Origin of the sequence: Streptomyces virginiae, from assembly GCF_041432505.1 — a bacterium.
Lineage (GTDB): Bacteria > Actinomycetota > Actinomycetes > Streptomycetales > Streptomycetaceae > Streptomyces > Streptomyces virginiae_A.
The window spans coordinates 6,418,432-6,439,055 of the sequence record NZ_CP107871.1 but is presented as its reverse complement, the minus strand read 5'-3'; the positions used below and the strand labels follow the sequence as shown (position 1 = coordinate 6,439,055).

21 protein-coding genes are annotated in these 20,624 nt (G+C 73.3%); 12 read left to right on the top strand and 9 right to left on the bottom strand.

What is annotated here, in order from left to right:
* Window positions 1-33: 33 nt before the first annotated feature.
* Complete coding sequence (locus OG624_RS29980; RefSeq protein ID WP_033217528.1) at window positions 34-1,290, top strand: MFS transporter; 1,257 nt, start codon at window positions 34-36, stop codon at window positions 1,288-1,290.
* Window positions 1,238-2,569, top strand: a complete 1,332-nt coding sequence (locus tag OG624_RS29975; protein WP_161293189.1) for a D-arabinono-1,4-lactone oxidase — start codon at window positions 1,238-1,240, stop codon at window positions 2,567-2,569. Before OG624_RS29980 ends, OG624_RS29975 begins: the two co-directional genes overlap by 53 nt.
* Window positions 2,570-2,581: 12 nt before the next feature.
* Here the strand turns inward: OG624_RS29975 and OG624_RS29970 are convergent, their stop codons facing one another.
* Window positions 2,582-3,394: a hypothetical protein gene (locus tag OG624_RS29970; protein ID WP_033217524.1), complete on the bottom strand. Its 813-nt coding sequence runs from the start codon at window positions 3,392-3,394 to the stop codon at window positions 2,582-2,584.
* 522 nt (window positions 3,395-3,916) lie between these two features.
* Between OG624_RS29970 and sepH the strand changes: the two genes are divergently transcribed.
* Complete coding sequence (sepH, locus tag OG624_RS29965) at window positions 3,917-4,945, top strand: septation protein SepH (protein ID WP_030713170.1); 1,029 nt, start codon at window positions 3,917-3,919, stop codon at window positions 4,943-4,945.
* A gap of 53 nt (window positions 4,946-4,998) precedes the next feature.
* On the opposite strand, the gene OG624_RS29960 is transcribed toward sepH, so the two are convergent.
* Window positions 4,999-5,844: a sulfurtransferase gene (locus OG624_RS29960; RefSeq protein ID WP_033217520.1), complete on the bottom strand. Its 846-nt coding sequence runs from the start codon at window positions 5,842-5,844 to the stop codon at window positions 4,999-5,001.
* 176 nt (window positions 5,845-6,020) lie between these two features.
* Here OG624_RS29960 and OG624_RS29955 point away from each other — a divergent pair, with 176 nt between their 5' ends.
* Entirely contained in the window at window positions 6,021-6,806 is a 786-nt protein-coding gene (locus OG624_RS29955) for a VOC family protein (RefSeq protein ID WP_033217518.1), read from the top strand.
* Between the two features lie 2 nt (window positions 6,807-6,808).
* Here the strand turns inward: OG624_RS29955 and OG624_RS29950 are convergent, their stop codons facing one another.
* Window positions 6,809-8,080, bottom strand: a complete 1,272-nt coding sequence (locus OG624_RS29950; RefSeq protein ID WP_033217516.1) for an MFS transporter — start codon at window positions 8,078-8,080, stop codon at window positions 6,809-6,811.
* A 160-nt stretch (window positions 8,081-8,240) separates the two neighbouring features.
* Between OG624_RS29950 and OG624_RS29945 the strand changes: the two genes are divergently transcribed.
* Genes OG624_RS29945 through OG624_RS29920 form a run of 6 tightly spaced genes read left to right on the top strand, consistent with a single transcriptional unit; the run spans window position 8,241 to window position 14,008 of the window.
* The gene (locus OG624_RS29945; protein WP_033217514.1) at window positions 8,241-9,275 is read left to right on the top strand and encodes an ABC transporter substrate-binding protein; all 1,035 of its coding nucleotides are present in this window, start codon (window positions 8,241-8,243) and stop codon (window positions 9,273-9,275) included.
* A complete protein-coding gene (locus OG624_RS29940; protein ID WP_371640008.1) occupies window positions 9,265-10,374 on the top strand; it encodes a FecCD family ABC transporter permease in 1,110 nt (369 codons plus the stop codon). The genes OG624_RS29945 and OG624_RS29940 overlap by 11 nt, the downstream gene beginning before the upstream one ends.
* On the top strand, window positions 10,371-11,213 hold the full coding sequence (locus tag OG624_RS29935) for an ABC transporter ATP-binding protein (RefSeq protein WP_371640007.1): 843 nt from the start codon (window positions 10,371-10,373) through the stop codon (window positions 11,211-11,213). Before OG624_RS29940 ends, OG624_RS29935 begins: the two co-directional genes overlap by 4 nt.
* Window positions 11,210-12,043 (top strand): Rossmann-like domain-containing protein, encoded by an 834-nt coding sequence (locus OG624_RS29930; protein WP_033217513.1) that lies wholly within the window; start codon window positions 11,210-11,212, stop codon window positions 12,041-12,043. The genes OG624_RS29935 and OG624_RS29930 overlap by 4 nt, the downstream gene beginning before the upstream one ends.
* Window positions 12,040-13,062: a GHMP family kinase ATP-binding protein gene (locus OG624_RS29925; protein WP_033217511.1), complete on the top strand. Its 1,023-nt coding sequence runs from the start codon at window positions 12,040-12,042 to the stop codon at window positions 13,060-13,062. Before OG624_RS29930 ends, OG624_RS29925 begins: the two co-directional genes overlap by 4 nt.
* Entirely contained in the window at window positions 12,983-14,008 is a 1,026-nt protein-coding gene (locus OG624_RS29920; RefSeq protein WP_371640005.1) for a pyridoxal-phosphate dependent enzyme, read from the top strand. Before OG624_RS29925 ends, OG624_RS29920 begins: the two co-directional genes overlap by 80 nt.
* 101 nt (window positions 14,009-14,109) lie before the next feature.
* Here OG624_RS29920 and OG624_RS29915 read toward each other — a convergent pair whose 3' ends face one another.
* Complete coding sequence (locus OG624_RS29915) at window positions 14,110-15,099, bottom strand: GlxA family transcriptional regulator (RefSeq protein WP_371640004.1); 990 nt, start codon at window positions 15,097-15,099, stop codon at window positions 14,110-14,112.
* Window positions 15,100-15,333: 234 nt separating this feature from the next.
* On the opposite strand from OG624_RS29915, the gene OG624_RS29910 reads away from it, so the two are divergent.
* Window positions 15,334-15,813: a hypothetical protein gene (locus OG624_RS29910; RefSeq protein ID WP_266353577.1), complete on the top strand. Its 480-nt coding sequence runs from the start codon at window positions 15,334-15,336 to the stop codon at window positions 15,811-15,813.
* A gap of 1 nt (window position 15,814) precedes the next feature.
* The gene (locus tag OG624_RS29905; protein ID WP_266353576.1) at window positions 15,815-16,090 is read left to right on the top strand and encodes a DUF3817 domain-containing protein; all 276 of its coding nucleotides are present in this window, start codon (window positions 15,815-15,817) and stop codon (window positions 16,088-16,090) included.
* 9 nt (window positions 16,091-16,099) lie between these two features.
* Here the strand turns inward: OG624_RS29905 and OG624_RS29900 are convergent, their stop codons facing one another.
* The 5 genes from OG624_RS29900 to OG624_RS29880 form a co-directional block, all read right to left on the bottom strand.
* Window positions 16,100-17,212, bottom strand: coding sequence for a M20 family metallopeptidase (locus tag OG624_RS29900; protein ID WP_371640885.1), 1,113 nt, complete (start codon window positions 17,210-17,212; stop codon window positions 16,100-16,102).
* Between the two features lie 76 nt (window positions 17,213-17,288).
* Window positions 17,289-18,770 (bottom strand): UDP-N-acetylmuramoyl-L-alanyl-D-glutamate--2,6-diaminopimelate ligase, encoded by a 1,482-nt coding sequence (locus OG624_RS29895; RefSeq protein WP_326749156.1) that lies wholly within the window; start codon window positions 18,768-18,770, stop codon window positions 17,289-17,291.
* 119 nt (window positions 18,771-18,889) lie between these two features.
* Window positions 18,890-19,042 (bottom strand): hypothetical protein, encoded by a 153-nt coding sequence (locus tag OG624_RS29890; RefSeq protein WP_161293150.1) that lies wholly within the window; start codon window positions 19,040-19,042, stop codon window positions 18,890-18,892.
* Between the two features lie 153 nt (window positions 19,043-19,195).
* Window positions 19,196-19,525 (bottom strand): hypothetical protein, encoded by a 330-nt coding sequence (locus OG624_RS29885; RefSeq protein WP_371640003.1) that lies wholly within the window; start codon window positions 19,523-19,525, stop codon window positions 19,196-19,198.
* 61 nt (window positions 19,526-19,586) lie between these two features.
* Complete coding sequence (locus tag OG624_RS29880) at window positions 19,587-20,597, bottom strand: hypothetical protein (protein ID WP_371640937.1); 1,011 nt, start codon at window positions 20,595-20,597, stop codon at window positions 19,587-19,589.
* Window positions 20,598-20,624 lie beyond the last annotated feature (27 nt).

The window sequence follows — 20,624 nt, the reverse complement described above, 5'->3', positions numbered from 1 at the left end:
GAGCCGACCACGTCCCTTACGGAGGGCACCACCTTGCCCAGTCCCTACCGCGCGATATTCGCGACCCCCGGCACCAAGGGGTTCACAGCCGCCGGCCTGCTGGGCCGGATGCCGCTGTCCATGGTGGGCATCGGTGTCCTCACGATGATCACCGAACTGGGCGGCAGCTACGGCCTCGCCGGCGCGCTCACCGGCACCATCGCGCTCTCCGCCGCGGCCGTGGGCCCGCAGGTCTCGCGGCTGGTGGACCAGTACGGACAGCGTCGGGTGCTGCGCCCGGCCACCCTGGTCGCGGCCGCCGCGGTGACCGGTCTGCTGATCGCCGCGGCGAACGGCTGGCCGAGCTGGACCCTCTTCCCCTTCGCCGTCGTCGCCGGGTGCGTGCCCAGCGTCGGATCGATGGTCCGGGCCCGCTGGACGGCGCTGTTCCGCGACACCCCCCAGTTGCACACGGCCTACTCGTTCGAGTCGATCGTCGACGAGCTCTGCTTCATCATCGGCCCGCCGCTGGCCGCGACCCTCTCGGCCGGCTGGTTCCCCGAGGCCGGCCCGGTGGTCGCCCTCGTCTTCCTGCTGACGGGCGTGTGGTGGCTGACGGCCCTGACCGCCACCGAGCCGAAGCCGCATCCCCACGAGGAGCACACCGACCGCTCCTCGGCGCTGCGCTCCCCCGGGCTCCAGGTCCTGGTGGCGACCTTCGTCGCGACCGGCGCGATCTTCGGCTCCGTGGACGTGGCCACGCTGGCCTTCGCCGCGGAGCACGGCGACAAGTCCCTCGGTGGGGTGTTCCTGGCGATCTGGGCGTTCGGATCCTGCCTGGCGGGCATCGTCTTCGGCCTGTTGCACTTCAAAGGCAAGGCCGAACCTCGCTGGATCCTGGGCATCAGTGCGATGGCCGTGAGTATGATCCCCCTCCTACTGGCCGGGAACCTTCCGTTTCTGGCCGTGGCGCTCTTCGTCTCAGGCCTCGCCATCGCTCCCACGATGATCACCACGATGGCCCTGATCGAGGCGCACGTGCCACACGCGAAGCTGACCGAGGGCATGACCTGGATCAGCACCGGCCTCGCGGTCGGAATCGCGGTCGGGTCCTCCGTGACCGGCTGGGTCGTCGACACAGCCGGGGCGCAGACCGGGTACGTCGTCTCCGTCTCGGCGGGAGTGGCCGCGGCGGCGGTTGCGTTCGCGGGATACCGCCGGCTGACGAGGCCGGCGCAAGGGGAGGTGCCAGCAATCGATGGGGACGGCGACAGCAGGGCAGAGCAGCAAGGAACGGACCGCGTGGCATAACTGGGCGGGCAACATCACCGCCACACCGGCCCGCACGGTGACTCCTGCCTCGGTCGGGGAACTCCAGGAGACGGTCCGCCGGGCGGCCGAGGACGGGCTGCGGGTGAAGGCGGTCGGCACCGGCCACTCCTTCACCGCGGCCGCCGCGACCGACGGGGTGCTCGTACGCCCGCAGGCCCTGGCCGGGATCCGGTCGATCGACCGGGCCGCGGGCACCGTCACGGTGGCGGCCGGCACGGTCCTGAAGGACCTGAACCAGGCCCTCGCCGCGGCGGGCCTGTCGCTCACCAACATGGGCGACATCATGGAGCAGACGGTGTCCGGCGCCACCAGCACCGGCACCCACGGCACCGGCCGCGACTCGGCCTCCATCGCCGCCCAGATCCGCGGCCTGGAACTGGTCACCGCCGACGGTCGGCTGCTGACCTGCTCCGAGAAGGAGAATCCCGAGGTCTTCGCGGCGGCCCGGCTCGGCATCGGCGCGCTCGGCATCGTCACCGCGATCACCTTCGCCGTGGAGCCGATCTTCTTCCTGACCGCCCGGGAGGAACCGATGGGGTTCGACCGGGTGACGGCGGAGTTCGAGGAACACTTCGCGGAGAACGAGCACTTCGAGTTCTACTGGTTCCCGCACACCGGCAACTGCAACACCAAGCGGAACAACCGCAGCCAGGGCCCCGCCGCCCCGCCCGGACCGGTGAGCGCCTGGATCGAGGACGAGTTGCTCTCCAACGGCCTCTTCCAGGCCGTCAACTCGCTGGGGCGCGCGGTCCCGGCCACCATCCCCTCCATCGCCCGGGTGGCCAGCCGCGCCCTGTCGGCGCGCACCTACACGGACATCCCGTACAAGGTGTTCACCAGCCCCCGCCGGGTGCGCTTCGTGGAGATGGAGTACGCCCTCCCGCGCGGGCAGGTCGTCGAGGCGCTGCGGGAGCTGCGGGCGATGGTCGACCGCTCGGGGCTGCGGATCAGCTTCCCCGTGGAGGTGCGGACGGCCCCGGCGGACGACATCACGCTGTCGACGGCCTCCGGGCGCGACACGGCGTACATCGCGGTGCACATGTACAAGAACACCCCGTACCACGCCTACTTCACCGCGGCCGAGGCCATCTTCACCGCGCACGGCGGCCGTCCGCACTGGGGCAAGGTGCACACGCGGGACGCCGGGTACTTCGCGGAGGCCTACCCGCGTTTCGGCGAGTTCCTCGCGCTGCGCGACCGCCTGGACCCCGACCGGGTCTTCGGCAACGACTACCTGCGGCGCGTCCTGGGGGACTGAGTCGGTCCGGTGTCAGGGCACGCTCTGCCGCGCCGCCGGTTGCGAGGCGTCCGGGCCGGTCGTCGGGGCCGGCGGCGTGGGGGGCGGTGACGCACTCGGGGTCTCCTTGGACGGGGAGGCACCGGGCGTCGGGTCCGTGGAGGCGTCGGGCCTCCCGGAGCCGGAGGGGCTCGGCCCGGGGCTCGGGCTCCGACCTCCCGACGAGGACGAGGACGAGGGGCTCGGGGACGTTCCCGGCCCGGGCGTCCGCCCGCCCCTTTCCTCGCCGTTCTTCTCCTCGGCGCCCGGCTCCTGGTGGGGTGGGGTCGGTCGGTCCGGGCCGACCTTGCGGGTGCCGCCGGAGAAGAGCGTGCCGCCGCCGTCGCTGACGGAGGTGCCGGCCATGGCCTCGTAGGTACCGAGTCCGCCGATGGCGACGGCGAAGGCCACGCCGGAGGCGACCGCGGTCCGTTTCCACCCGCGCACCCGGGTGCCGTGCACCGTGGCCTCGCCGAACTCGCCGGTGGCCACCCCCGTGGCCGCACTGTCCGTCGCCTTCGACTCCGGGCCGGGCGGGGGCACCTGACGACCCCTGGGCCGGGCTCCGGCGCGCAACTGGTCGCCGGTGCGCCGGAAGAGGTGCTGGATGACCGGCCCGCCCGCGGTGGCGACGACGCTGACCACACCGGCCCCGAGGATGGTCCCGTAGACGCCCATCTTCGAGGCGAGCAGGGCCGCCGCGACGGTGGCGAGGGAGGAACCGGCGACCTGGGCCGCGCTCAGGTCGAGCTTCTTCGTCTCCGGCTCGTCCTCGGCGTCCCGCGTCGCTTCCTGACCCCTCGCCATACCCGGTGTGTCCTGCCTCTCGCGCTTCTCCTCTTCCAGGAGTTACCGACCGCTGAGCGAAGCAGATAGTTCCGTTTCTGGTGATTATGTGAAGCAAGACACCCGAAAACGGACCACGGGCGCAGGTCGGACCCGATCGAGGGCAGGCCAACTCCCGCCGTCCGGGGAAAGTTCGGCGGCGCGGCGGTCCACCCAGGTGGCCCGAATGGAGTACTGTGGCGAGCCCTGGGGCCGTCCTTCCTTTCGGATGTCCGGACTCGGGAGAGGGGGCCGACGGATGGAACACGGCACTCAAAGACCGGTGATGCCGCGGTATTGCACGGGCGCCTGCTGCGCACAGTAACCGTTCGGTCACTGTGCGTGCCCAACAGGTAACCGTGCCATAACGGCGATCAAGGGCGCATGCCCGACACGCCGGTTTAACTCGGCAAGGTTGTGGCAGGCTGCACCCGGGCAGGCCACACTCGACTAGCGGAAGCAGCGACGCACGTGACGTCGGCAGGCACCACCCGGGAGGTCCCCATGCCCGAACTGCGTGTCGTGGCCGTCTCCAATGACGGCACACGACTGGTGCTCAAGGCTGCGGACAGCACGGAGTACACGCTTCCGATCGACGAGCGGCTCCGAGCCGCCGTCCGCAACGATCGCGCGCGTCTGAACCAGATCGAGATCGAGGTGGAGAGCCACCTCCGCCCCCGCGACATCCAGGCCCGCATACGGGCCGGTGCCTCCGCGGAGGAGGTCGCTCAACTCGCCGGCATCCCCGTCGACCGCGTACGCCGCTTCGAGGGCCCGGTGCTCGCCGAGCGCGCGTTCATGGCCGAGCGCGCCCGCAAGACGCCCGTACGCCGTCCCGGTGAGAACACCGGTCCGCAGCTCGGCGAGGCCGTGCAGGAGCGCCTCGGCCTGCGCGGGGCCGAGAAGGAGTCCGTCCAGTGGGACTCCTGGCGTCGCGACGACGGCACCTGGGAGGTCCTGCTCGTCTACCGGGTCGCGGGCGAACCGCACTCGGCGAGCTGGACCTATGACCCGCCGCGCCGCCTGGTCGTGGCCGTGGACGACGAGGCCCGCTCCCTGATCGGTGAGTCGGAGGACCTGCCGGCGGCGCCGGAGCCGAGCTTCCCGTTCGTACCGAGGATCGCCCGGCTGCCGCGCGACCGGCCGCTGGACCGTGCCCTGGACCGGCAGCTGGAGCGGGTCGAGCCCCGACCGGCGCCCGTACCGGAGCCGGAGGAGGAACGGGACACCCTCACCAGCCTGCTGGAGGCGGTCCCGAGCTTCCGCGGCGACATGGTGGTCCCGGACCGCACCGAGACCCCCGACGACACCGAACCGGAGGCGGAGGAGCCGCCGGCACCCGCCGCCTCGGCGGGCGCGGGCGCCGCGTACGCCGACGTCCTGATGCCGCGCACGGTGGCGGGCCACCGGGACCGCCTGACGGGTACCACCGACCGCCAGGCCGAGGCCGACGGGGTCCGCCCCGGGCGCCGGGCGGCGGTACCGAGCTGGGACGAGATCGTCTTCGGCACCCGCCGCAAGAAGCAGGAGTAGCGGCGGGAGCCGCGTGAGAACCGCCGCCGGGTCCAGCCCGGCGGCGGTTCGACCTACTGGGGGTCCGGGCCCGTGGCCACCGGGCGGGCCGGGTCGCCGGACCATTCGGACCAACTGCCCGCGTAGAGGTCGGACTCGATGCCGGCCACTTCCAGGGCCAGTACCTCGTGCGCCCCGGAGACCCCCGAGCCGCAGTACACGCCCACCGCGGTCCCCTCGGACGCGCCGAGCGCCTCGAACCGGGTGCGCAGGACGTCCGCCGGCAGGAAGCGCCCGTCCGGACCGACGTTCTCCGTGGTCGGGGCCGACAGCGCGCCCGGGATGTGGCCGCCGACCGGGTCGATCGGTTCGACCTCGCCCCGGTAGCGCTCCCCCGCGCGGGCGTCCAGGAGCACCCCCGCACGCGCGCGCAGAGCCGCCGCGTCGGCGTCCAGCAGTCCGACCGCCCCCGGAGTTGGCTTGAAATCGCCCTCGACGGAAGTCACCCGATCGGCCGTCACCGCGCCGCCGGCAGCCGTCCAGGCGGCCAAGCCGCCGTCGAGGACCCGCACGTTCGGGTGACCCGTCCAGCGCAGCAACCACCACGCCCGGGCCGCCGCCCAGCCCAGTCCGCCGTCGTACACGACGACGGGCCCGTCCGCCCTGACGCCCGCCCTCCGCATGGCTTCGCCGAAGGCCTCCGGGTCCGGCAGCGGGTGGCGGCCGCCCGCCCCGGGCGGACCTGCCAGTTCGCGGTCGAGGTCGACGTACACCGCCCCGGGCAGGTGTCCTGCCTCGTAGGCGGGCCGCTGGTCAGGGCCGCCGAGCTGCCAGCGGACGTCCAGCAGCACCGGCGGGCGGGGGCCCGCCAGCTCGTTCCTCAGTTCGGCGGCGGCGACGATCACAGATTTCGCAGTCATGCCGGCCATCTTCCTCCCCGCCCGTCACGGGCGTAACAGCGCCGTCATCGACGGGCCGAACCGATCCGGTCAACTCCGTGCCGGGCCGCATTTATGCGGCCCGGTCGGGGCGCGCCGAGCCGCCGGGAGTGGAAGCATCAGCACCGGTAAGCGCCACGACGGAGGAGACGGCTGACATGACCGAGGCAGCGGAACCAACCCGGCGCACGCCCGGTACCCCGTGCTGGGTGAGCCTCATGGTGCACGGCCTCGGGACCACCGAGGACTTCTACGCCGACCTGTTCGGCTGGGAGTACGAACCCGGACCCGAGCAGCTCGGCCCGTACGTCCGCGCCGTGCTGGACGGCCACGAGGTGGCCGGGATCGGCGAGATGCCGCCGGACCGGCATCTTCCGGTGGCCTGGACGACGTACCTCGCCACCGACGACGCCGACGCGACCGCCGAGTCGGTCCGCGCCTGCGGGGGCACGGTCGCGGTGGGTCCGCTGGACGCCGGTATCGCGGGGCGGGTGGCGATCTGCTCCGACCCGCTGGGTGCGATCTTCGGGCTGTGGCAGGCGCAGAGCCTCATGGGCACCCGGCCGTACCGCGGGCCGGGCACCCCCGTGTGGAACGAGCTGGTCACCCAGGACACCTCGACGGTCGGGAAGTTCTACGAGCACGTCTTCGGCCACGAGGCGCAGACGCACGCCACGGCCTCCGACGACTTCGACTACCTGACCCTGCAGCTGGAGGGGAGCCCGGTGGCCGCCGTGCACGGTGTCGGCCGCTCGCTTCCGCACGACCGGGGGCCGCACTGGATGGCGTACTTCGAGGTGGAGGACACCGACGTGGCGGCCGCCCGGGTCGTCGAGCTCGGCGGACGCGTCGTCGACCCGCCCCGGGAGGGCCCGCGCGGACGGCAGGCCACGGTCGCGGACCCGGAGGGCGCGGTCTTCGCCCTGGTGCGCCCGCGACGCTGAACTCAGTGCGCCCTCGGCCCCGGGGGCCGCCCGAAGTGCCGGGCGGTGGGCGCGAGGGCGGCCGCGGCGGGTACCAGGAAGCAGGCCGCGGCACACACGGCGAGGACCGGGGTGACGCCGAAGGCTCCGATGGCCGGGGCGATGAGGGCGAGCCCCACCGGGGCGAGGCCGTAGGACAGGAGGAAGTCCAGCGAGGAGACGCGGGCGAGCTTGTCCGGGGCGACCTCGCGCTGGGTGGCCGTGAACCAGGGCACGTTGAACAGCTCGATCCCGACGCCCGCCACGACGTAGGCGGCGATGACCACGGCGGGGTGGACCGGCAGCATCAGGCTCAGCGGCGCGAAACCGTAGAGGGCGAGGCCGGCGAAGGCGCTCCAGCCCTGGGAGCGGGGCCGCCGACGGGCGGTGACCAGCGCCCCGGCGAGCGCGCCCACGGTGTACGCGGTCATGGCCGCGGCCATGACCCAGCCGGTGCCGTAGCGGTCGCGGCTGATGAGGGGCAGGGCGACGCCGGTGGCGGAGTAGCCGAGCGCGATCACGGCGGTCAGGGCGCCGAGTCCGGCGAGGAACCAGGGGTGGCGGCGGGCCTCGCGTATGCCGTCGACGAACTCGGCACGCAGGGAGGCGCGCGGGGCCGGGGCCGTCGATCCGGCGACCGATCCGGCGGCCGGGGCGCCGCGGCCCGGCAGGAGTGCGGCGACCAGCCAGAGCAGTCCGATGCCCAGCAGCAGCGTTCCCACGTCCACGAACGCCGCGAGCAGGGCCGTCAGGGTGGGGCCCGCCAAGGTGGAGGTCCGAACCGCCATGGTCATGGCGGCATTGGCCTGTTGCCGGTGGTCGGCGGCGACGACCTCGGCGGTGAGTGCCTGGAAGGCGGGGCGGCAGGCTCCCTGGCCCGCGCCCGCGAGGGCCGCGGCCAGGGTCATCACCAGCAGGGAGCGGCCGAGTCCGAGGGCGAGCAGCGGCGCCGAGGCCGCGGCAGCGAGGGCGGACCAGAGCACGACGGCCCGGCGCGAGTGGCGGTCGGCCAGCACCCCGCCGACGGCGACGGCGGCGAGGAAGCCTGCGGTGCGGGCCGCGAGGACCAGTCCCAGGCCGGCCGCGCCGAGTTCGCGGTGCAGGACGGCGAGGCCGAGGACGAAGGGCAGCGCCCAGGTCGCGAGCCCGGATGCGGTGGTTCCCGCCCACAGGCGCAGGAACGCGGTGTCGCGCAGGACGGAACGGGCGGGCGGTGGACCGGTCTCGGTCGTCGCGGGCACGGGTGTGGTCGCCACGGTGGGGTGCTCCTCATTCGTCGGCAGGTGCCGGGGCGCGGCTCGGCGAACCTCGACCCGGGGGTGTTAATGAAAACGATAACCATTACAGTACCCTTCGAACGCGGCACCCCTGCCCGGTGCACGACCACACCCACGCACGTCCCAGACCGGAGAACCCATGCGCCACCGCGCCCGGATCGGCATCCCCCTCGCCCTCACCCTCACCCTGGCCCTCGCCACCACGGGCTGCTCGACCCCCACCGACGACCGCGCGCCGAGGGGTGAACCCGCCGCCCGGACGGCGGCCTTCGACAGTTGCGGGCGACAGCTCACCTTCGACCGGCCACCGCGACGCACCGTCGCCCTGGACCAGACCTCGACCGAGACCCTGCTGGAACTGGGGCTCCAGGACCGGATGGCCGGAACGGCCAACCTCAAGACGCGGATCCCCGCGCGGTACCAGGAGGCCTACGCCAAGGTCCCGGTCATCGCCCCCAAGATCGCCACCGGTGAGCAACTGCGCTCGGCCACGCCCGACTTCGTGGTGGCGGGCTCCGCCGACCTCTACACGAAGGACCGCGCCGGCACCCGTGAGGAACTGGCCGCCCTGGGGGTCCCCACCTTCGTCAGCGCGGTGGACTGCCCGCAGCACGGCGAGCCCGGAAAGTCCCCCTTCGAACTGCTCTTCTCCGACTACGAGCGGCTCGGCAAGGCCTTCGGCGCCGAGGAACGGGCCGGCCGGCTCGCCCAGGAACAGCGGGCCGCCGTCGCCGAGGCGGGCGAGAAGGCCCGTGGGGCCGGCACCCGGGACGGGCGGCAGCCCACCGTCGTCTACCTCTACTCGGTCTTCAACGGGATGCCCTACGTGGCGGGCGGGACCGGTCTGCCCGGTGAGATGAGCCGGATCGTCGGAGCGAAGAACGTCTTCGACGACGTGGCCGAGGACTGGCCGGAGGTCTCCTGGGAGGAAGTCGCCCGGCGCGAGCCGGACTTCATCGTGATCGGCGACCTGAGCGAGCGCGGCCGGCCCGGCGACAGCGCCGCCGAGAAGCGCGCCGCGATGGCCGGGGACCCGGTGGTCTCCCAGCTGGCGGCGGTCCGCGAGAACAGGATCGTCGAGGTTCCGGGGATCGAACTGGACCCCTCCGTACGCTCCGTGCACGCCTTGGGGCTGCTGGCGGCGGGGATGAAGGACCTCGGGTATGTCCGCTGACCCGGGGGCGGTGGACGTGCTGCTTCCCGCCGCCCGCGCGTTCCCGGTGCACACGGCACCCGCCGGGTCCGGGCGGTCCGGAGGGCCGGCCCGGGCGGGGCTGCTCCTCGCCGGGGTGCTCGTCCTGGTCGCCTCGGTGGCGGCGGGCACCCGTATCGGCAGCGCCGAGGTGGGATGGAGCGACCTCGGCCGGGTGCTCGGGGCCCGGCTGGGCCTGGCCGTCGAACCGCTGCCGCCGCTGCTCGACTCGCTCGTCTGGGACCTGCGGCTGCCGCGGGTGCTGATGGCGGCCCTGGTCGGCGCCTCGCTCGCGGTGTGCGGCACCGTGCTGCAGGCCGTCACCCGCAACGCGCTGGCCGACCCGTACCTGCTCGGCGTGTCCTCCGGCGCCTCGGCCGGGGCCGTCGTCGTGGCCGTCCTGCCGCTGTCCGGGGCGGCCGCCGGAACCCTCGGGATCACCGGCGGCGCCCTCGTCGGCGCCCTGCTCTCCTTCGGCCTGCTGCTGGCGCTGCTGTACCGGACGGGCCTGGACTCGGGGCGCATCGTCCTGACCGGTGTGGTCGTCGGGCAGCTCTTCACGGCCTTGACCTCGCTCGTCCTGATGGCCTCGGCCGACGCCGACACCACGCGGGCCCTCACCCACTGGCTGCTGGGCTCGATGGCCCCGGCCCGCTGGGACGCCGTCGTGGTCTGCGCGATCGTCACCCCGCTCGGGCTGGTGGTCGCCCGGCTGTGCGCGAACGCCCTCGACGGCCTCGCGTTCGGCGCGGACACCGCCGCCTCGCTGGGGATCGGCGTACGGCGCACCCGGATGCTGCTGCTGGTGGTGACGGCCGTGCTGACCTCGGTGGCGGTGGCCACCGTCGGTGCCATCGGGTTCGTCGGGCTGATCGTCCCGCACGGGGTGCGCCTGCTGGCCGGTCCGCTGCACCGGGTGCTGCTCCCCCACGCGGCGCTCGCGGGCGCGGTCTTCCTCGTGTGGACCGACGCCCTGGCGCGGGTCGCCTTCGCACCGCGTGAGATCCCGGTCGGCGTGATCACCGCGCTGCTCGGCGTGCCGCTGTTCCTCCTCGTCCTGCGCAGGAGGGGTGAGTTGTGAGGATCACCGCCGAAGGACTGAGCTGGTCGGTCTCGGGCGCTCCCGTCGTCCGTGGGGTCGACCTGGACATCGCGCCGGGCGAGACGGTCGGGCTGCTCGGCCCCAACGGCTCGGGCAAGTCCTCGCTGCTGCGCTGCCTGGCCGGCCTGCGCGTGCCCGACGCGGGCACGGTGCGCTACGACGGCCTGTCGATCCGGGACTGGAGCGCCCGCCGGATCGCCCGCCGGGTCGCCTTCGTCGAGCAGGACTCCGGATTCGACACCGACCTGCGCGTCGCCGACGTCGTGGGGCTGGGGCGGACCCCCTTCCGCGACCGGTGGCACGGCCCGGACGCCGCCGACCGGGCGGTCGTCGCCGCCGCGCTGGACCGGGTCGGCCTGACCGCGCTCGCCGGGCGCTCCTGGAAGGGCCTGTCGGGCGGCGAACGACAGCGCGCCCACATCGCCCGCGCGTTCGCCCAGCAGCCCTACGGGCTGCTCCTCGACGAACCCACCAACCACCTGGACGTCAAACACCAGTGGGAACTCATGGAACTGCTCGCCGGCACCGGGCAGACGGTCCTGGTCGCCCTGCACGACCTCACCCTGGCCGCCCGCCACTGCGACCGGCTGCTGCTCATGCACCAGGGCCGGCTGGTCGCCTCCGGCACGCCCGCCGCCGTCCTCACGGCCGAGCGCCTCGCGCGGTTCTTCGAGGTCGACGCCGAACTGACCACCGACGGCCTGGGCCGGACCGCCGTCTCCTACCGGGGCCCGCTCCACGCCACCACGCACAGCCCCGCACCCGCACCCGTACCCGCACCCGCACCCGCACCCGCACTTCGACAAGGAACGTCATGACGAGCCTCCCGACCACCGCACCCGCACCGACCGTCGACGCCCTGATCACATCCGTACTGGCCGGTGCGCACGGCCCGTCGCCCAGCGAACTCGTGGCGACCAGCGTGTTCTGGATCCACCACGGCACCCGGCTGGCCGGCGGCGACACGACCTACCTCAACCAGTACGTCCTGGTCCGCCTCGGCGGCGCCTTCGGCGGCTGCGCCTTCGAGGCCGGCGAGATCGACCCGGCGATCTGCCGCGACGCCTCGGGTACCCGGCTCGACGTCCTGCTGCGCGAGGCCCCGCGCCCGCTACGGATCGCCGCCCTCGACGCGTACCTGGCCGGGCAACTCCCGCACCGCGACGCCGGAGCCGAGCCGGTCGTCCTCCCCGCCGGCACCCCCGAGGTACGCGCCCGGGCCCGGGACGCGGCCGTCGCCGGGCTGCTGGACGTCGCCGCGGGCGCCCGGGTCGGCCTCATCGGGGTGGTGAACCCGCTGGTCGCGGCGATCCGCGAGCGGGGCGGCGTACCGCTGCCGTGCGACTTCAACCTCGAAGCCACCCAGTGGGGCGATCCCGTCACCACCGACATGCACGCGGTGCTGGAGCAGGCCGACGCCGTGGTCGCCACCGGCATGACCCTCGGCAACGGCTCCTTCGACACCGTCCTCGCCCGCTGCCGCGCCCGGGGCGTCCCGCTGGTCGTCTACGCGCAGAGCGGCAGCGCGGTGGCCCGGGCCTTCCTCGGCTCCGGGGTGACCGCGCTGTCCGCCGAGCCCTTCCCCTTCTCCCAGTTCAGCGCCGACCCGACGACCCTGTACCGCTACCGCACGGCGGGGCGGCCGTGAGCGTGCCCCCCGCCCGCCGCGGCACCGGGCACGCCGCGTGCCATCACGGCGAGATCCTCCAGGGCGTCTTCCTCGACGCCACCGGGCACCGGTGCGCCGGCCTGGTCACCCTGCCGATGACCGGAATGGGCAGCCGGGCCGAGTTCACCCGGCGTCCCGGCACCCCGCCGGAGCGGCTCACCGTCCGGCCGGGCGACCGTACGAAGGCCGCCCGGGCCGCGGCCCTCGCCGTCGAGGAATGCGCGCGGCTGCGCCGGGAGCCGCCCTGCGGAGGGGAGTTGCGGATCACCGGCGACATCCCGGTGGGCCTCGGCATGGGCAGCTCCACCAGCGATGTCATCGCCGTCGTCCGCGCGGTCGCGGACGCCTACGGGGTGCGGTTGGCGCCCGACACCGTCGCCCGGCTGGCGGTGCGCGCCGAACGGGCCTGCGACCCGCTGATGCTCGACGCCCGCCCGGTGCTCTTCGCCCAGCGCGAGGGGCGGGTGCTGGAGGTCCTCGGCCCCTGCCTGCCGCCGCTGGTCGTCGTGGGCTGCGCCCTGGGCGGGGGCGCGCCCGTGGACACCCTCGCCCTGCCGGTCCCCACGTACGGCGGGAGCGAGGTACGCGCCTTCGAGCGGCTGCGCGCCCTGCTGCGGCGGGCCGTGGCCACGGGTGACGCGGCCCTGCTCGGCCAGGTAGCGAGCGCCAGCGCCCGGCAGGGTCAGCAGCTGCTGCGTCACCCGGAGTTCGACACCCTCATCGACATCGGACGGCGGCTCGGGACCCTGGGGGTCCAGATCGCGCACAGCGGCGCGGTGGCCGGCCTGCTCCTCGACCCGGCCGCCCCGGGCCTGCGCGACCGGATCCGTGGCTGCGTACGGGCCCTGGACAGCAACGGCATCGCCGCGACCCGCGTCTTCACGACCTTCCCTTCCCTCCCGACCAAGGAGTTCCCGAGTGGACCAGCACATCGCGGAGGCCATCGGCCGGCCCGACCTGATACGCCTCGACGACCGGCTCGTCTGCCTGCGCTTTGAGACCATGAAGGTCGTCTCGGCCCTCGCCGCGGTCCGCCATCTGCTCGACACGGGGGCGGTGCGGCGCGGGGACACCTTGCTGGACAGCTCCAGCGGGATCTACGCGTACGCCCTCGCGCTGGCCTGCCACCGGCACGGCATGCGCTGCCACATCGTCGGGTCGACGACCGTCGACGGCACGCTGTGCGCCCAACTGGCCGTGCTCGGGGCGACGCTGGAGCGGATGGAGCCCTGCGACGACCTGAAGCTGGACCAGAAGCGGCGGGTCGCGCGCATCCACGAGATCCTCGCGGAGCACCCGGAGTACCACTGGATGCGGCAGTACCACGACGACATCCACTACCTGGGCTACCGGGCGGTGGCGGAGCGGATCCGGCGGGCGACGGGCGGGGACGGGGGCGGGGACGGTGGCGGCCTGACCCTGGTCGGCGGCGTCGGATCGGGCGCCTCCACCGGAGCCCTCGCCCGCTATCTGCGGGAGGACTCCCCCGACGTCGAACTCGTCGGCGTGCAGCCCTTCGGCAGTGTCACCTTCGGCGCCGAGCACGTCGCCGATCCCGAGATCATCATCGCCGGGATCGGCAGTTCCATCCCGTTCGGGAACGTCGACCACGCGTCGTACGACACGCTGCACTGGATCTCCTTCGACGCCGCCCTGGCCGGCAGCGTCGACCTGCTCCGCAGGCACGCGGTGTTCGCCGGCCTGTCCACCGGGGCCGGCTACCTCGCCGCCCGGTGGGAACGCTCCCGGGCCCCGGAACGCACGGTGGTGTTCATCGCCGCCGACACCGGCCACCGATACGTGGACAGCGTGTACGCCCGCCACCGTGAGGCGGTCGCCGTCGACTCCCTGACCCCGCACCGGATCACGGACCGGGCCGAACTCGCGCTCCCCTGGTCCCGGATGCGCTGGAACCGGGCCCCGAGCCCAGGGCCGCTGCGGTGACACCCCGGAAGGTCGGCGGAGCACCCTGTTCCGCCGACCTTCCGGCTCTGTGCCGCCCGTACGCCGCCGGGGCCACTCGGTGTCGTGGACGGCCCGCCGGATCAGGGCCGCGGTGGCACCGTTCGCGTGGAATTCCATGAAGTCCGATCCTTCACCTGAAACGTGCGCCGGTAGGCGTGCGGGCTGGTTCCGGTGAGTCGCTTGAACCGCTCCCGGAATGCCGTGGGGGAACCGAAGCCGACCTGCGCGGCGATCCGTTCGACGGGGTGCGCGGTGGTCTCCAGCAGATACTGCGCCTGTCGGACCCGGGCTCGGTGCAGCCACTGCAGCGGCGAAGTGCCGGTCTGTTCACGAAAGCGCCGGTTGAGGGTCCGCACGCTCATGCCGCCCTGGGCGGCGACCTCGTCGAGCGTGAGGTCGCGGCGGGCGTTGTCCTCCATCCACCGCATGAGCGGCTCCAGCACCGATCCCCGCGGGGCCGGCGGCTGGTCGTGGACGATGAACTGTGCCTGCCCGCCGTCGCGTTCCAGCGGCATGACGGACAACCGGGCGGCATCCGCGGCCACCGCCGAGCCGAGGTCGCGCCGGATCATGTGCAGGCACAGGTCCAGCCCGGCGGCGGCGCCGGCCGAGGTGAGCAGCTGTCCGTTGTCGACGTAGAGCACCTCCGGGTCCACCTCGACGGCGGGGTGGAGCGCGGCGAGCAGCCCGGCGGCCGACCAGTGGGTGGTGACGCGCAGGCCGTCCAGGAGTCCGGTGGCGGCCAGGACGAAGGCGCCCACGCAGATGGAGGCGATCCGGGTCCCCCGGGCGGCGGCCTGCCGCAGCGCGTCGAGGACCTCCTCGGGTACCGGTGCCGCAGGGTCGGCCACACCGGGCAGGACGATCGTGTCCGCCTCGGCCAGCTCCGCCAGCGGCCACGGCGCGCGCAGCACGAACGCCCCGGCGTCGATCTCCTCGGCGGGCGCGCACACACGGACCCGGTAGGCCGGACGGCCGTCGGGAAGGCGGGTCCGTGCGAACACCTCGATCGGGGTGGACAGGTCGAACGGAATCACGCCGTCCAGGGCGAGCACGACCACGGTATGCATGGCCCGACCTTAGCCGGGCGCGGCTCGGTCCTCACACCGGACCATCGGCACCGGAGCCGGTTCCCGCAGGTCACAGCCATCTGATCGACACAGATCGCAGTTGGCCACAATCCGTTGCCTACTGGCATTCCAGCCACTTCCATCGATGGCGCACCGCGCCTAGCGTCGGTGTCCACGGCGCCCCTCCGCTCGGCCTTCCGGCGCCCGCCCGCTCCTGACCACCTGGATCACCCCGTGACGAAATTCCTGCTCGCCGTCCACGTCCTGGCGGCGGTCATCACCATCGGCCCGGTCACCGTCGCCGCGAGCATGTTCCCCCCGACGGCCCGCCGCGCCCTGGCCGCACCCGGCGACGCGGCGACCCTCGCCGAGGCCCGTACGCTGCACCGCATCTGCCGGGTCTACGCCGTGATCGCGGTCGTGGTACCGGTGTTCGGGCTGGCGACCGCCAACAGCCTCGACGTGCTGAGCAGCCCCTGGCTGCTCACCTCGATCGCGCTGACCGCGGCGGCCGCGGCCGTGCTCGGCATCCTGGTAATCCCCCGTCAGGCAACGACGTTGACCGTCCTCGACGGCACCCTCGATCCGCGGGAGGCCGCGACCACCCGGCGGACCGTGGGGCAACTGAGCATGCACACCGGACTGTTCAACCTGCTGTGGGCGACGGTGACCGTCCTGATGATCGTCCGCCCCGGATCCACCACAGGAGCCTGACATGCACCGCCCCGGCCGCCTCCTGCGGACCGCCGCTCTCCTGGAACTCGGCACCATGGTCGTCCTGTTGGGCAACCTCGGAACGTTTCACCTGCGCGCCGTCGCCTCGGCCGTCGGCCCCCTGCACGGCTGCGCCTACCTGATCGTCCTGATCGCCACCGTCCGTGAACCGCAAGCGGACCGCACGACCGTCGCGCTGTCGGCCGTCCCCGGCGTCGGCGGCCTCCTCGCCCGGCGCCGCCTGACGGCGCCCCGCCCGACGGTCAGCCGCACATGACGGAACGGCTCAGCGGCCGGTTCCGCCGTCGCGGATCGCGTTCACCAGTCCGGTGACGAGGTGCGCCCGCTCCGCCATCGCGTCGACCACCAGGTACTCGTGGTCGGCGTGGGCGCCGCCGCCGACCGCTCCCAGGCCGTCGAGCGTCGGCACCCCCAGCGCGCCGGTGAAATTGCCGTCGCTGCCGCCGCCGACGGCCTTGCCCTCGATGCCCGGCAGCAGTCGCCGCGCGATCTCGAACAACTCGGCCGACGCCGACTCGGGCATCGGGGGCCGGCCCACGGCACCGCGGACCACGATCTCCGCCTCGTCCAGATGCGGGGCCAGTGCCGCCATCGCCGACTCGACGCGCTCCTTCTCCCGGGCCGACTCGACCCGGACGTCGACCAGCACCCTCGCCTCCGCCGGAACGACGTTGTCCGAGGTTCCCGCCGACGCCACCGTCGGCGTCACCGTCGTCCCGATCTCCGGCCGGCCCAGCGCCACGATGTCCAGCACCTGGTGGGCCGCCTCGACCAACGCGTTCACGCCGGCCTCCGGCTCCAGCCCCGCGTGCGCCGCCCGACCCTTGATGACCACCTCGAACGTGCCGCAGCCCTTACGGCCCGTCTTCAGGCCGCCGCCCTCGGCCGCGCCCTCGAACACCAGCACCGCGCCGCAGGCACGGGCCCGCTCCTCGATCAGGGCCCGGGAGGAACCGGAACCGACCTCCTCGTCGGCGGTCACCAGAACCTCCACGCCCGACAGGTCGTCCAGCGCCGCCAGGCCGTGAATCGCCTGGACCAGACCGCCGAGCATGTCGAAAACACCGGGGCCGGTCGCGCGCCCGCCCTCGACGCGGAAGGGGCGGCGCGCCAGCGTCCCCAGCGGGAAGACGGTGTCGTGGTGACCGAGGATCAGCACCCGGGGCTCGCCTCCGCCCGACCAGTGCACGTGCGGCCCGGCCTGGCTCTCCACCAGGACGGCCTGCCCACCCAGCCGGCCCTCGATGACCTCGGCCACGGCGCGGGCCGACGCGTTCAGCGCGTCGAGGTCACGCGACGGGGACTCGACCTCGACGAGCGTGCGCAAGTCTTCGAGCATCGCGTCGACACGCACAGCAGTGCTCCGGTACACCTTCATGCCCTTCATGCCCTCACGATACGGGGCGTGCCCGGCGGGCCCTGGAATCGCGGCAGACCCGTGCCGCGTGCGCGACCTAGGGCTGGGCCAGTTCGCGCACGGTGGCCATGTCACTGAAGGGGAGCAGCTCCTCGCCTACGATCTGGTGCGGCTCGCTGCCCTTACCGGCGATCAGGACCGTGTCGTCGGGGCCGGCCTCGGACAGCGCGAAGGCGATCGCCCGGCGGCGGTCGGCGTGGCGCCGGAAGGGGGTGTCGGTCTCCGTGAGTCCGTGGGAGACCTGGTCCAGGATGGCCTCGGGGTCCTCGTTGCGGGGGTTGTCCGAGGTCAGGACGCAGAGGTCGGAATGGGTCCCGGCGATCCGGCCCATCTCTGCGCGTTTGGTGGTGTCGCGGTCCCCGCCGCAGCCGAAGACCGTGATCACCCGGCCGCGGGCGAAGCCCCGGATGGTGATCAGGACCTTCTCCAGGGAGTCCGGCGAGTGGGCGTAGTCCACGATCACGGAGGTGCCGAGCGGGGTCCGGAAGCGTTCCAGCCGGCCCGGGACCGGAGGCATCAGGTCGAGCGCCTCGACCAGGGGGCCCAGTTCGTGCCCCAGCACGTGGCAGGCCGCCACCGTGGCCAGCGCGTTGGCCACCGAGAACCGGCCGGGGACGGGGATCGAGGCCGGGTAGGCGCGTCCGGCGTGGTGGAGGGTGAACCGCGTACCCGAGGCATTCACCACGAGGTCGGTGGCACGGTAGTCGGCCGGGCGGTCCAGGGCGTACGTGGTCACCGCACCCGGCATCATCGACACGATGGACGCGCCCACCGGATCGTCGGCGTTGACCACCGCACGCCGGCACAGGCCCTGGAAGAGCCGCAGCTTGGCGTCCCGGTAGTCCGCCATCGTCCCGTGGTCGTCCAGATGGTCCTGCGTGAGGTTGGTGAAGACCCCGACGTCGATGAACGTACGGTCCACCCGGTGCGTCAGCAGCGCCATCGAGGTGGCCTCCAGCACGACGCCGGCGGCCCCGCGGTCGCGCATGTACCCCAGCAGGTACTGCAGGTCGGGGGATTCCGGCGTGGTCAGCACCGAGGGCGGCATGGGGATCGGCTCGTCGCCGATCCTGCTGCCGGCGGTTCCGATCACCCCCACCCTGGAGCCCTCGGCGATCCGCAGGACGGACTCGACCATGTACGACACGGAGGTCTTCCCGTTGGTGCCGGTGATCGCCACCATGTCCATCTGCTTCCCGGGCTCGCCGAAGTAGCGGGAGGTCACCACCGCCGCGGCCGTCCGCGTGTCGGGGACCCGGACCGCGCAGGTGCCCGGGGGCCATACCGCGGCCGGCAGGGCGGGCTCACTGCCGTCGACCAGGACGGCGGCGGCGCCCCGGGCCAGGGCGGGCGGGACGGAGGCGGGACCACCCTCCCGGTGTCCGGGTACGGCGATGAAGAGCGAGCCCGGCATCACCCGGTCGGCGTCGAAGGTGGTTCCCGCGGTGATCAGCGTCGTGTCCGGATCACCCTGGAGGACGTGGTGCTCCTGCCCGGCCAGCAATTCGCTCAGCTTCACAATGATCCCTTCGAGGGGGCTCGGGCCCGGGCGTGCGGCCGTAGCCAGGCGGCAGCGCCGGCGGCATGCCGGGAAGCTGCTGTGGTGATGTGGAGCGGAGGGGCCGGAGGCGCGAAGCGCTAGCCGTGGCCGTGCAGGGCCGTACGGCGCGTCTTGGGCGCTACGGCGAGGACCTCGTCGGCCGGGTCGACGACGGTCGCGGTCCCGGCGGTCGGGCGCATCCCGAAGGCGGCCTGCTGCAGGCACTGCCTCGAGGAACGTGTGCGACCCATGGGCCGAGTGTACGGCCCACCCGAGGGCCCGAAGTCCGGGTCGCACGGGCCGGCCGTCTTCGTGGTGCGCGCCGATCCGGTCAGGGCGTACAGCCGCCGCCCCTCCGCTCGGCCGCACCCGATCTCCGCTCCCGCGGGAGGCCCGTGTCCGGCTCAGTGCACCGCGAACCAGCAGACATCACCGGAGTCGGGCAATCGGGAATGCGGCTCGACCTCCGCGGCGATCCGGGTCAGGGCGTCGGCTTTGTCCGCCTTCCACGGCAGGAACGGCTCGTTTGTCGACTCCGTCAGATCGCCCGCTCGCGCTCCGGCGTCATACAGATCGCCGACGATCCGCAGGAGCAGCCCCAGCTGCACCTCGAACGAGGCGCCGCGTCCGAGCAGACCGCCCGCCGCCCCGCTGACGACGGAGAACCCGAGCCAGTCGTCGTGCGCGTACCGGATCAGATAATCGAGCTCTCGGCGATACGCTTCCTGGTTCACGGCCGCTCCACCGGATCCACCGAACGGGCGACTGCCGACCCTCGGCCCGGGGGCGGGGCGGTCAGGCCGTCGTCCAACGCTGCACTGTCTCTTGGTCGTGGGTGAGCCATGTGCCGTCACCGAGCGGCACGGCCGCAACTCCCGGAACCTGGGGGTAGTCGAGTTCGGCGACAGGCTCGAGTGTGCGTGCATCGAGGAGAAGGTGGGTGCCTTCCTCTGCCCACTGTTCCTCGCCCGTCACGACCAGGATCCGGTCGCTGTCGACGAAGCCCGGGGTGTAGCCGACGAAGACCCACTCGTCGGGCAGCACGTTGCGGGCTTCGATGATGACGTCGCCTGCGCCGTCCTGCGTGCGGCAGAGGTATCCGCCGCCGACGTCCTGGCTGATCAGCACCCCGTCCGCACCGAGTCCGACGTAGGGTTCCTGGGCGGTGCCCGCCGCACGGATGTCGAGCCCGCCGGCCGTGCAGGTGACCAGGAGGCAATGGGTGCCGTCCTGGCCCATGGAGGCGGTGAGCAGAACCTCGGGGCGTGCGTCCGGGAACTGCTGGAAGGCGTACGTCGCGGAGAAGGACGGCAGGACGTGCTCGGCGAGCACCTCGCCGGAGGCCAGGTCGAGGGCGCGACAGATGTCGCCCCTGGAGAGGCCGTCGGGTCCGAGGTGACCGGCCATGGTCGCCAGAAGGACCCGCCCGGCCGGGTCGGGCGTGCACGCACCGGCGGCCTCGGGTGAATGCTGCCAGTCGCGGTGGCGGTGCTCCCAGCGGACGGTGCCGTCGGCCTCATGGACGGTGACGGCCTCCCGGCTACTGACGGCCAGGGCGCCGCCGGGCAGCGGCGAGCAGTACGTGTCGGAGCCGTCCGGAGCCGGGTCGGTCCACACAGCGCGGTCTGCGAGCACCCGGGACGGATCGGCGGCGACCCGGCCGCCGGTGATCACGCCTTCGTGCCGGGTCATGAGCCAGTGCGCGCCGTCGCGCAGGAGCCAGCCGTCCATGGTCCCGAGCGCGTCGGCGATACCGGGCAAGGACTCGTGGGCGAGCAGCCGTACGGGGACTTGGGGGAAATTCATGTGCTCGTCCTAGTTCGTGTCCGGCGT